This window comes from Pedobacter cryoconitis (genome assembly GCF_014200605.1).
Classification (GTDB): Bacteria; Bacteroidota; Bacteroidia; order Sphingobacteriales; family Sphingobacteriaceae; genus Pedobacter; species Pedobacter cryoconitis_B.
Genome location: NZ_JACHCE010000006.1, coordinates 144347 through 157770 on the forward strand (window position 1 = coordinate 144347; position 13424 = coordinate 157770).

The 13424-nt window shown below is 38.1% G+C and carries 8 protein-coding genes; 5 read left to right on the forward strand and 3 right to left on the reverse strand.

Going from position 1 to position 13424, the window contains the following annotated elements; genetic code table 11:
• Positions 1–12 precede the first annotated feature (12 nt).
• From HDE68_RS18180 to HDE68_RS18190, 3 genes are all read right to left on the reverse strand, one after another.
• Positions 13–2466 carry a GNAT family N-acetyltransferase gene (locus HDE68_RS18180; RefSeq protein WP_183883654.1) on the reverse strand — a complete coding sequence of 818 codons (2454 nt, stop codon included), beginning with the start codon at positions 2464–2466 and terminating at the stop codon, positions 13–15.
• Positions 2411–3952, reverse strand: a complete 1542-nt coding sequence (locus HDE68_RS18185; RefSeq protein ID WP_183883655.1) for a pyridoxal phosphate-dependent decarboxylase family protein — start codon at positions 3950–3952, stop codon at positions 2411–2413. Before HDE68_RS18185 ends, HDE68_RS18180 begins: the two co-directional genes overlap by 56 nt.
• A gap of 362 nt (positions 3953–4314) precedes the next feature.
• Positions 4315–5430, reverse strand: coding sequence for a PepSY-associated TM helix domain-containing protein (locus tag HDE68_RS18190; RefSeq protein ID WP_183883656.1), 1116 nt, complete (start codon positions 5428–5430; stop codon positions 4315–4317).
• Between the two features lie 97 nt (positions 5431–5527).
• Here HDE68_RS18190 and HDE68_RS18195 point away from each other — a divergent pair, with 97 nt between their 5' ends.
• The 5 genes from HDE68_RS18195 (at position 5528) to HDE68_RS18215 (ending at position 13310) form a co-directional block, all read left to right on the forward strand.
• Positions 5528–7966: a TonB-dependent receptor gene (locus HDE68_RS18195; protein ID WP_183883657.1), complete on the forward strand. Its 2439-nt coding sequence runs from the start codon at positions 5528–5530 to the stop codon at positions 7964–7966.
• A 167-nt stretch (positions 7967–8133) separates the two neighbouring features.
• Positions 8134–9765 carry a thiol-activated cytolysin family protein gene (locus HDE68_RS18200; RefSeq protein WP_183883658.1) on the forward strand — a complete coding sequence of 544 codons (1632 nt, stop codon included), beginning with the start codon at positions 8134–8136 and terminating at the stop codon, positions 9763–9765.
• A gap of 202 nt (positions 9766–9967) precedes the next feature.
• Complete coding sequence (locus HDE68_RS18205; RefSeq protein WP_183883659.1) at positions 9968–11590, forward strand: thiol-activated cytolysin family protein; 1623 nt, start codon at positions 9968–9970, stop codon at positions 11588–11590.
• A 143-nt stretch (positions 11591–11733) separates the two neighbouring features.
• The gene (locus HDE68_RS18210) at positions 11734–12882 is read left to right on the forward strand and encodes a thiol-activated cytolysin family protein (protein ID WP_183883660.1); all 1149 of its coding nucleotides are present in this window, start codon (positions 11734–11736) and stop codon (positions 12880–12882) included.
• 5 nt (positions 12883–12887) lie between these two features.
• Entirely contained in the window at positions 12888–13310 is a 423-nt protein-coding gene (locus HDE68_RS18215; RefSeq protein WP_183883661.1) for a secondary thiamine-phosphate synthase enzyme YjbQ, read from the forward strand.
• Positions 13311–13424 lie beyond the last annotated feature (114 nt).

The following is a 13424-nucleotide window of genomic DNA, read 5'->3' on the forward strand; positions in this document are numbered from 1 at the left end:
TGTTTTAAGAATTTAAATTCCGGCCATCTGACCTGATAGTGCGATCTCTTTACTTGCTGGAAACTTCTCCCAGTACCATTCTCTGTAGCAGAAAGTTAAAGTGGCATCTTTATGCGGCATTTTGATTACATGCTGATATCTATAGCCCAGGCGTGTACCAAACATATGCATGGCCCTGGATTCTACTGCCGCTTCACCGATACATTTGCCTACTACAGGCTGGGCAAAAACAAAGTCAAGCATAGTCTGTCCGGTAGGGAAACTGAATTTCTTATCTTTATCTGTAGGTGCAATCAGTAAATGCGACCCATAATCTGTGGCAAGGGCATCATAATAAGCACCCATCACATCACGCATAGGCCAATAAGGCTCTATCGTGAAATTTGGTTCTCCATTCACCTCTCCTATAAAACTATGGGAAAGATCACCTGGTATTAACGTGCGGTAAAAAGTCTCTAATCCTCTGATCGGCCCATCCATTTTCCAGATAGGTTTAGCATGTTCCTGGTTAAACCAGTCATGCACCATTTCCAGATCCCGGTCAATATCAAAAGGACGCAGGCTGATTGTGACATCTTCTTCAGGGAAATACCTGCTATACATGACCTCTTTAGTTTGCGGCCGGATCAGGTGCTCACAGAAAAAGTATTTGTTTAAAGGATTGGGATAAGCTCTGAAAATTGCAGGGTTTTCACTCGTCGCACTTGCTTCATCTATATTATATAAATTAGTTAACAGGTTACCTTTAACTTCCCAGCTTCTGCTATTGATGATATAATCTACAAAACCAGTGGTATCTGATTCTTCAAATTGTTTAAACTCCAGATATATCAGGTCTATCAATACCCTTTCGTCAGCCAGTCCATTACTGCCTAATGCATTAACAACACCTAAGATATTGTTGAGCAGAAGATAATAAGTATATTTTGGTATAATGAACGATGAAGGTGCAATCGCACCGCTTTGAGCGGCCAGATCTGGCAAATGTTTCAATAAATCTTCGCATTTACCTTCCAGAAAAAAGAAGCCCTGGTTATCTCTGAAATAAAGTTTTGCCGGAAAATTCTGACTATCCAGTTCAACCAGCACATTTTGCTGATGAAATTCAAAAGCCATTCCGTATTTGTTCAGAAATCCAACTATAGGGCCTGCACAGATATGCAGGTATTGTTTAAACCAGTTAACTGCTGTCTGCTGTATAGATTTGTTCTTATATTTTGCAGCCTGTTCAATGAGATGAACGATTCTTGGTTTTTCACCTAATAAACTATCCTGACATAATGCGGCCAGTAAAGTCACATTTTTATCCCCTGCCTCTCCCTTAAATGTATTGTGACGGATGCTGGTATTGAAACCGTCAATGGTCTTTCCTTTATAACTGACCGCAAAAAATGCAGGGTCAGTGATAAATTCTATTTCCGGAAATTCCTTTTTCAGCGATTTCCCGAGGTCTGTTTTTAATAAACGGCTGATATCATATCCCCGGTGCAGCTCGGGGGTTAAATTGATCCTTTCAGAATTGGTAATTTTCACGTGCAGTGAGAACTTATACATCCAGTCACTTTCGCGGTTATATACGGTACGGACAGACGAAGTTGGGGTATAAACAGCTCCCCAGTCTCCTAAACTATATAACAAACCTTCGCTAATCATTTCTTTAACTTCGGGCAGGGTCAGTAGATACTGAGCTTCCCATGGATGCATTGGCAAAACCTTCCAGCTTGCAAGACTTTCTATTATTGCACTAATCTGGTGATCTGCAGGAATAGCAGACAGTAATTCTGCTTTAAAAGTATCCGTAATATCAAATCCTTCTGCATTTTGCTCAATAACGTGTTCAGGAGCGATCAGAAAATAAGATAATTGAAATTCCCCGGCAGTTTCAGGAGAATACCGGAATAACTCTTCATCATTTTTAAAACCGAGCCTTCCTTTGGTCAGCGGATGTGAGTTATGTCCAAGCGCTAAAGATTGCTCTGTTTCAATAAAACTCATCCGCTGCTGATTGACAAGCTTGCCGGTACGGTTAAAATACGCCTGATATTTAGTTAAATTATCAATACTATTTAAAAGACGGGATTTCACGAGATCAGCATTGATATACGGAAATTCATCTTTAGCGAATAAGATAATCAATTCCATAAAACGCAGTGCATCTATAGACCTGATCTCGTCTGTTTCCAGATCACGTTCTATAACCGGAAAATGGAATACGTGTCTTCCACTTTCTGCATAATGTTTAAGAGGGGCAAATACTTCAATTCCAAACTCAGAAAAATCGAAACGCAAGTGTAATTCGTGACCTGTTAGTTTCAGATAGCTGGCTAATGGCTGATCGTATTTAGGGATTCCAAGATAACGGCTCCAGTTACTAAATTCTCTGCAATAGCTATTCAGGAGCGCATTGAAATTAATTTCTCCAGAATTCTGTTGTAGTTTTATTAAACTGTAGGTATTCGTTTCCATGTTTTTTTATGATGTTGAAGATGTTTTTAACGTGATCGACTGTAGTAAGCGGGTTAAGCAATGTAAATTTGAGATAGAACTGTTTGTTGATTTTAGTACCGGCAACCAGTGCTTCTCCTCCGTTAAACATGCTTTTTTTGATAAACTGATTCATTGCACACAGGTCTGCCTTACCTTCTCTTGGATTGTAGCGGAAAACCAGTGCGCTGATATCAGATTCATTCATCAGTTCAAATGATGGATCTGCCTGAAGCATGGCTGCAATTTGTGAAGCAGTTTCAATGATTGTTTCAAAATAGCTGCCCAGTTTTTCTTTCCCCATCATTCTCAGGGTAAACCAGAGCTTCAAAGCGTCGAAACGACGGGTGGTTTGTATAGATTTATTAACTTGATTGGGTAAACCATCAAGGTCATGGTCTTTAGGGTTCAGGTAATCTGCATGGTGCGTGATCAGTCCGAAAAATCTTTTGTCTTTGATTAAAAAGGCCCCGCTGCTTACCGGCTGGAAGAACGATTTGTGATAATCTACGGTTACTGAATGTGCCAGTTCGATCCCATTGATTAATCTGCGGGATTTACTGGTTAATAATAACCCGCAGCCATAAGCTGCATCTACATGGAACCATAAGTCATATTTGTTAGTTAAACGGCCTATTTCCTGTAAAGGGTCAATATTACCAAAATCGGTAGTCCCTGCTGTACCGACTATGGCGATTGGGATATTACCGAGTGATATTTCATGCTGTATTGCATCTTCAAGCAATACGGAGTTCATTCTGAAACTACGGTCTGTTTTAATTTTCACTACCGCTTTTTCACCAAGGCCTAAAAGAGAGGCATTTTTCTGGATGCTGAAGTGGGCCATTTCTGAGACAAAAATCCTGAAACGGGAAGCTTCGACCGGCAAACCGTCTTCTTTAATATTATGGTTTAAATATTTCATGGCGTAATGATCTCTGGCCAGCAGTAAACCCATGAGATTACTCTGTGTACCGCCACTGGTAAAAATACCATCAGACTGAGGACCAAAACCAATCTGAGTATTAGTCCACTCGATTAGTTTCTGTTCCATTAATGTTCCGCCAGCACTTTGATCCCAGGTATCTAAAGAGGAGTTGATCGAAGAGATCATAACTTCTGCTGCAATTGCCGGGATAACCAGCGGACAGTTTAAATGGGCAATATACTCCGGGTGATGAAAGGCAACAGCGTGATTGGTGTACAAAAGCTCCACTTCATCGAGCAAACTGTCATAGTCGGCCAAAGGGGTTTCAAAATTTACATTGGCAAATAAAGGGCGCAATTGTGCGGGGCTCACCCCACTGAATGGTTTTTTGTTATTATCAAGGAAACGTTTGACAGCCAGACTTACTTTGCCTATTGCATCCAGGTATTCTTCTTGATTGTCATGATGGAAAATATCCTTTTGAGGGCTATCTCCAAACAAAACTGATAGTTGTTCTTCTTGTAGGTTGATTGTAAGCATATTGATCTTTAATTATTCATGGTTTTTGTATAATAAGGGTTATTAATAGACGTGTTTGATTTTTTGCCCAAAATTTTAGGTTTGAGCGTTTTTAAATCAGCAGAGAGGAATCAATGAGAGCGAAAACAAAGGGTAAAATCCTCTACTTTATGATGATTTAAATTTCTATACGAAGTAAGATGTTATTTAGAACAATTACAAATTATATTTAGACTAATTATGATTAGTTAGCCAATTTACTGGTTATCAGACATAATTTTAGTATTAAATTTCAAATATTTTGTTAATATTTCTTTAACATAGCAGTGCCATTCAACGAAATCGTTGTTAGATTTTTCAAAAGAAAGGAGTTTAATTGGATGCTATATTGTTTTTGCCAATGCTTTTCTTTTATCCCTCCTTTTCCCTCTCCAGAAAAGGAAACCTGTTACTGGTAAGGTAGCACAAACTAAACTGGACATGAAGGCAATAATCTTCCCCGTAGTCCCTAAAATCTGGCCGGTATGCAGGTCATAGGACATTTCGTTTAATTTTAACCCGTTGCTTTTATCCCGGTGAGCCAGTTCTTTAACCAATGCCCCATTATTGGCATCAAAATAATACCGGTCACTTCTGTAATAAAACAGGGCTTTTTCATAAACGGTGATATGGAGTACTGCCGAACCTTTGGGTACCGGTGCAATCAGGAACATATCTGAGCCCGGTGATCTTTTTACGCTTTCTAAGAAACTATGATCCAGCAATTTGCTGGCGTCTGATAAACTAACAGCCTTTACTGCAGGGACCTTTTCTTCGGATGCATATTGACTGCCCAGGTTTACGGCCTGGTTCACCCCTTTTTTTAACCAGTCATAACTGATGGACAAACCTGTAAAGGCTACAATAAAAGCAATTACACAGGCATAAATTCCAAGTACACTGTGCAGATCGTAATTTACTCTGCGCCATTTACCGTTCAGCCTGATCGTGAGCGCCCTTTTGATTTGCGTTTTACGTTTTGGCCACCAGATGCAGACTCCGGTCATGAGTAAAGCCAGGAAGATAAAGACAGATACACCAACAACCATTTTTCCAATTGGTGCCGGTAGTAAAAGATAGATATGTATAAACTGGACTATGGTGAAAAAATCTTTGCGTAAATTCTGATCATGCAGCACCACTCCGGTATATGGATTGATATGAACGGTATAGAATTGCCCCTTTCCGACCAGAAAAATTATGGCAGCCCTGTCTTTGCTCACATAAACGATCCTGCCAATCTGAAGATCAGGATGTACTTTCTGTGCGATCTGACTAAGCCGGGATGGTAAAATTACAGGTTTGTGCTGAACTTCAATTTTGCGCCAGGGTTCTGTAGCATCCTTTATTTCATCCTGAAACACATATAAACAACCGGTTACACTTACAATAAATACAACCAGTCCGGAAGTCAGGCCAAGCCATCTGTGAACAAGGCGGGCAATCTTTTTAAAGTTCATTTCTGTGATTTGCGTCAAAAATATAAAAATAAAGTATTGTTTGGAATTAATCCAAATAAATCATTGCTTTGCGCTGTAATTATCTAAAAAACAACATATGAGAAGAAATCTATACTTAATTTTACTGCTTACGATTGCTTTTACAGCAGGGGTTAAAGCCCAGACTGTAAGTGGAACTGTAAGTAATGACACCGAGCCATTAAGCGGTGCAAATATCAAAATTGAAGGTAAGAGACTCGAAACCAGTACTGACAAAGACGGACACTTTGAATTAAAACTTGAAGCAGGCAGCTATAACCTGATTATCAGCTACATTGGTTATAACCAGTTTACAAGAAAAATAAGTTTGACCAAAGATCAGCAGCTGAACCTGGAAACGGTACTTAAAGCAACCAATACGATGGATGAAGTGGCAGTGGTTTCTTCACGTAAGCCAGGTAAAATCAGTGAAATCCCTGGAACAGTCTGGATTATCGATAATGCCCGTTTACAAGAACAGATTAAAGGTGGGGTCAGCTTAAAAGAAGCTTTAGGAAAACTTATTCCTGGTCTTGATGCGGGTTCTGAAGGACGAAGCAGTTTTGGTCAGAACCTGAGAGGAAGAAATGTACTGGTGATGATTGATGGCGTTTCTTTAAACAGTACAAGGGCCAATGCAAGACAGTTTGATTCAGTAGACCCTTTTAATATTGAAAGGATTGAAGTGCTTTCTGGAGCAAGTTCTCTGTACGGTGGTGGTGCAACAGGTGGTATTATCAATATTATCACTAAAAAAGGACAGGAAGGCCCGTTAGCCTTCACATCTGAGGCAGGTGTGCGCAGTGGTTTACAACAGAAATCGGATCATGATGTTCGTTTTGCTCAATCAATTTCCGGAGGGAGTGACAACTTCAAAGGAAGAATTGGTATTGCTTATCAAAAAAACAATGCTGCCTTTGATGCAACGAACAAACAGATCTTTACTGATATCACACAAACTGATTTACAGTATAACCAGTCTTTTGATATTTTTGCGAATACAGAATTCAAATTGACCCCCAAACAGACTTTAAAGGTTAATGCACAATATTATAATTCTGGTTATACAGGTACAAGAGATCTTTTCCTGGGTACTAATTATTCTATTTTCACCCCGGGAACCAATCCAAATGTTTTGGAAATGAGAGATGGTTTTACTTCTTCTGTTAAACCGCAATCATCACGTGCATCTATCAATGCAGATTATCATGCTGCTGACATCCTTGGCGGACAGGATTTATATATTCAGGTCTCAAGCAGAAATGAAAAATTCAGCTTCCACCCTTTCCCCGCACAAGTTAGAGACAATATTGTAAAAAGTAATCAGTTCCTTTATAATGGTTCTACGGTTCAAAGTACAAGATACAGTGCTTTAAAATTAGTATTGGCAAAGCAATGGTCAGCGTTTAATTTAACGTATGGTGTTGATGCTGATAATGAAAAATTCAATGGTGATCAAACTATGTTTGATCTGCCTTCATCTTTTGCAAGCGGAGGGCTGACCAATAATGGTATAGCAACCGTTCCACGTTATCCTGGTGTGAATATTAATAGTCTTTCTGGTTTTATGCAGGCACAATGGAACCTAACGACCAGGTTGACTTTGTCCGGAGGTATCAGACAACAAAGAATGTATGTAAATGTCGGTGATATTGTCGGTATTAATGCTCAGGCATCTATTGTATATGGTCGCGGCAAAACGGCAACACCAATACCCGGAGGTAAAAGTCACTATGATGTCAACCTGTTAAATGGCGGATTGGTTTATAAAATCTCTGCTCCGGAACAAATATGGGTTAATTTTGCGCAAGGTTTTAATTTAGCTGATCCAGCGAAATATTATGGCCAGGGTACTTATAAATTAAATGGCACACACTGGGATTTGGTTCAGGGAACGAGTGTAGCGAATTCTCCTTTAACTGGCTTAAAAACAAATCAGTTAGAAACAGGATGGCGTCACCGCAGTAAGATTATCAATGCGCAGGTTGCAGCATTCTATACCTGGTCTGATAAAGATATGCAAACAGATCTTACAACTTTCTCCGTACAGGTAATTGATCGTAAACAACGTAATTTTGGTGCTGAGGGTTCTTTATCTGTGAATTTGTCAAATGGCTTTGAGATCGGTGGAAATGGTCTGTATATTAAATCACAGTTTAAACAGGATAATTCCTGGAAATTACAGACTATTGGCAATATCAGTACCTCAAAGGCGGTAGCTTTTGTTGGATGGAATAGTAAAATTATAGGGTTTAAAGCTCAGGTTTTCCGTTCATTTGATACTAAAGATTATTTAGACAATAAATTTAAAGGGTACACTACATTAGATTTGTTGGGTAATGTTAAATTACCTCTTGGAAGATTATCTTTTGGAGTACAGAACTTATTAAATAAGGAATACCAGACTATCTGGAGTCAACGTGCACAGTTTTTATATAAAGGTTTAGGAGATCCTGCACTTTATTATTACAATGGCAGAGGACGTACTTATAACTTAACTTATACGATTAACTACTAATAAGTATTCTAATCTTTAGAAATTTAAAAGGGAGCTTTAGCTCCCTTTTGTTTTGCTATATTTTTTTTTCATATAAGATAAAAAAACATCAAACACAAAAAAAATAGTTAATGATTAACAATTAAATTATTCATTTTCGCTTTAATCAAACTTAATGAAAAATTAAAATGAAAAGATTTAGTGCATTGCTATTGTTAGTTATAATGATTTCTTCTTCTTGTAAGAAGGAAATTATACAAAGTAAAAGTACTCCGCGTACTTATGATGATTTGAAATCTCCTGAAGGAGGACATATCATGATCACACAGGGAACGATTTCATCCTTTAAACGCTTTTTTAAAGAATCTGATCTATCATCACCCCAACAAAATTCACAAAGATCAAGTACTATAACCAGCAATTTGATTTCTTTTACAGCGATGAATGATAAAGAAACAAATTCTGTGCATTTAGAAAAGGACAGTTCATGGGTTGGAGATAACGCTGGTAGAACATTTTCTGGTTATACAGATGAATTTTTAATGTTACCTGCCTGGTCAGGACAAAGAGATAATTTCTACCTGGGGTCACTGATTAAAGGAAATAGTATTGCTTCTCTTGAGATGATTCCACTTTCTGAACGCCTGGGGCATTATGAATCAAGGCCAATAAGCGCTTCTATTTCTTTACCTGGAAAAGTTGTGACAGGCATACTCAATCCAAATGAACTGACTACAACAGAATTTTACAGCAAACTATTAGTAAACAATGGTTTATCAAACACTCAAAATGCTGCATTTAGCTTTAATTACCAGGAATTTACTTACTATGATGAATTGAAACAAATCTTCGGTTCCAATGCAAATGTGGGTTTACTATTTTTTGGTTCTGAGACATCTAATGGAAATGATCTTCATAAAATATCAAAGAATTCCGGACTTGCCGTGAAATTCACACAAAAGAATTTTTCATTAGACATGGACATTCCAGAAAAGGGAGAGTTATACGAGAATTTAAATTTAGGTGCAGTAGATGGCTACTGGCCTGCCTATGTTAGCACTATTACCTATGGGTCGACTGGCATGCTGGTTATTGAGAGTGCCGAAAATAGTACAATACTAAAAAGCACCTATACTAAGGCTTTCTCGGTACTTGGCGGGGTTATTTCAGGAGGATCAAACCTCAGTTCAGCAGAGATAAACACAATCAATAATTCAACTATGAAAATCTACTTCATAGGTATCAATGGAGCTGAAGCGATTAAGACTATTTACTCTTTTGACGAATTAGTCGCATTTGTTAAAAGGGGGGCTACTTTTACTGCACAATCTCCGGGAGTACCTATATCATTTAAGATGAAATCATTAAAGGACAACAAAACAATAAATAATACTTTTAAAATTGATGTTCCTGTAAAAATAATTTATCCCGCACTTGACTTTGAGATAAATACTTCTGCAAAAACAAACGATCTGTATGTCAAATTCTATGCTGATCGTGAATTGAAAATTCCAGTTGTGGCACCTGCAAGAATAACTTTTAACATTGCAGGTATCGCCAGAAACCTAGTAATGCCCGGAGACATTGAATCAGAAGGAATTTCATGGGCCCCATTTACAATAAACAATACTTCACATAAGACCAGAACTCTTGTTTTTTCAAATAGCGGAATAGGCTCTCCAATGTATAACCCTGCATTTGATACACATGCTTATCTACTAAGAGGGACTGATTATTTTGGAGGAAATGATCCCCAGGTATTGTCCAGATCGATCAATTACTATAGTAATCTGGCTTCTGAGATAATGAAAAAATGGTAAGCATTTTCAACTAAAAAAATTATATCAGAAAAAAAAGGAGCCCCGGCTCCTTTTATGTTTAAAAAAATTTCCAAAAGAGATAAGAACAAGTTCACAATCTGACATTAAACACCAATAAAAGAAATAAAACAATCAAAGATTAACATTAAATAATAATATAATTATCTATTTTCGCTTTAATTAAACCTAATGAAAAATTAAAATGAAAAGATTTAGCGTATTGCTATTGTTAGTTATGATGATTTCTTCTTCCTGTAAGAAGGAAATCATCCAGGGTAAAGGTACCACAGGTACTTCTGGTGATCTAAAGTCCCCTGAAGGCGGACATATTACTATTGCTCAGGGAACCCTTTCGGCTTTCGAGCCCTATTCAGGAAAGTATGATGCTTCAAAAGCTCATCCGAATTCACAGAAATTAAGCGATCTGAATGGGGGCATCTCTATACATGACAGAGAAATTGGCTCTATTCACCGGAATAATGATGTTTTCTGGCTTGGAGACGACGCAGGTATAACATATAGTGGTTATACAGATGAGTTCCTCATGCTGCCCAGCTGGTCAGGACAAAGGGATAATTTTTATCTGGGCTCAATGATCAGAGGAAATAGTATTGCCTCACTGGATATGATCCCGCTATCTGAACGCTTAGGGCATTATGAATCCAGACCCATAAGTGCTTCTATTTCCTTCCCGGGAAAAACTGTGAGCAGTGTCCTCAATCCAAATGAGATGACTACCACACAATTCTATAGCAACCTATTAATAAATAATGGCGTGACTGGTCTTCAAAAGGCAGCTTATAGTTTTGTTTACCAGGATTTCACCTATTATGATGAATTGAAACAAATTTTCGGTTCCAATGCAAATGTAGGAGCCTTATTCTGGAGTTCAGGAACCTCAACAGGGACTGATACCCAGAAAATATCAAAGAATTCCGGCCTCGCTATTAAGTTCACACAAAAGAACTTTTCACTGGACATGGATATCCCGGAAAAGGGAGAATTGTATGAAAATTTAAATTTAAGTGCTCTGGATGGTTACTGGCCTGCCTATGTTAGCAATATTACTTATGGATCGACAGGTGTACTCATTATAGAGAGCACCGAAAATAGTACAGTGCTGAAAAATACTTTTACCAAAGCATTTTCTATACTGGGCGGGCTGGCTTCCGGAGGATCAAACCTGAATTCTACTGAGATCAGTATGATTAACAATTCAACCATGAAAATCTATTTTGTAGGCGTGAATGGGGCTGAAGCCATCAAAAGCATTTTCTCTTTCGATGAATTGAGTGCTTTTGTTAAAAGAGGAAATACTTTTACCCCACAAACACCAGGGGTACCTATTTCATTCAAACTGAAATCATTAAAAGACAATAAGGTAATCAACAATACCTTTAAAATTGATGTGCCTGTGAAAATGATTTATCCTGCTTTTGATATCACATTAAACAAATCGACTAATCTTGAAGATCTGAACCTCAGATTTTTTGCGGATCAGGCTTTAACAATTCCGGTTGTAGCCCCTGCAAGAATAACTTTCAATATTGCCGGACTTAATAAGTACTTCGTCCTGCCACAGGATATTGACATGGGACTATCATGGGGTAACCCACGTTTAAACAATACTTTACACCAAACCTATATCGTTGTGGGGTCAAGACCAATAGAAGATATGCCTGATGCCTGGAGAAACTTTGCAGGATATTCATTTTTCTATTTGCTAAAGGGCACTGATTATTATGGAGGCAATGATTTCCAGGGTCTTGTCAGATCAACAACTTATTCTTCTCCCCTGTCTACAGAAATCATGAAACGCTGGTAAACAGGTTAAATGTAAAAATAGATTTCAATTTGTTAAATAATAACGGGCATTCTGATGGATGCCCGTTATTATTTAAAATTAATTCTGATGTCACCACTTTTAGCTTATATAATTATTATCTTCGGAATATATCTAACTTAACCATGAGAAAATTCAACATACCTTCTGTTATTTTATTTTTACTTATTATAATATCTGCGTGCAGTAAAACAGATCCGCCACCTGTTACCCCAAACCCACCGGTAGTGGTGCCCCCTGTTGTTGTACCACCAGTAACACCAGGTGAGCCTGCAGATCCATATATCAAATTACAGGGACTAGCTGCAACAAGCGGACTTAATTTTTTAAGAGACAGTGTATGGTCCGATAAGGTAAGCCATACGATTGTGTTATCATTCTCCGGTGGAAATACACTCGCCGTTTTACCCTCTTTTGAGAAAAATATTTATCCTGGGGCAATTGTTAAAGGGAGATATCTGGGCAGTAAAATTGAGCCGGAAAAAATCAGTGATTACCTTTTAAATCCAATCACAGTATTAACCAGTATAGTAACTGATGAAACTGACGGTACAATTAAGACCCCGTCTTATAACGCTAACCTGAATTATCTGCAGAAAGTCCTGACCGCAAAATCTAATTTTACCCAAATCAATAGTTTTCTTTACGACAGTTACGAATTTACACATACCAATGAACTGAATCTTTTTTTTGGAGGTAATGTGGACATCAATACCTTATTTGGCATTCCTAAAAGCAATGGAGCCGCTGTGACTAAAATCAAAAGTGGAATCGTAGTGAGGTCCATACAGCTGAATTTCACTGTTTATATGGACCCTTCTTTACCAATTGAATTTAAACAGGCTGTGGATCAGAACCTGTTTAAAAGTGAGAAAATCTCTTTTGTTAACAGTGTAGATTACGGCAGAATGGGTCTGCTGACTATACAGACTGATGCTGAAAAAAATGAACTGAATGTAATTATCAATAAGGTAAGTAAGAGTGAGGCTTTAGATGAAAGACAGACTAAGCTGATCGCAACGGCAGAGATACATACTTACCTGAATGGTTACAGTGCTGCAGGAAAACAGAGTGTAGAAGTAGCATCCGGACTGGATAAAATTCAAAAATTCTATAAACTAATTTCAGGTGAGGGCACATTTTCGGCATCAAATTATGGCAGCCCTTTGTATTATTCTTTACAAAATGCCGTTAGTGATTATGCAGATTATCCTGAACGTGGCCATCTGTTCAGAGTGCATGTAGAAAGAGATAAAATTACCAGTACAAAATAGATTCAATGAAGATTTACCAGCATTCGATCCTTCTTAAAGAAAGAAAAAGAGGTTTCCACCTGATTACGTCAGATATCCTTGATGCCTTTCCTGAGATCAGGCAGATAAAAACAGGGATTTGCCAGGTTTTCATTCAGCATACCTCTGCTTCACTCACAATTAATGAGAATGCAGACCCAACGGTAAGGCATGATTTCGAAATATTTTTCAACAAGGCAGTCCCTGAAAATGATCCGGATTATCTGCATGATGAGGAAGGTTCTGATGATATGCCTGCGCACTTAAAAACTGCTTTGCTGGACACTTCTTTGATGATTCCAATTCGGAACGGCAGATTAGCTCTGGGCACATGGCAGGGAATTTATCTGTGTGAGCATCGTAATTACGGTGGATCGAGAGCTGTTATGCTGACTGCCTGGGGAGAATGATCTGATCAAAATACGGATGAATCATACAATCTATTATGCATTTGAATATATTTGGAGACCGAAAAATAAGATCGGGTTATAAACAGATATCAACCTGTCCATTCAAATTGTTCA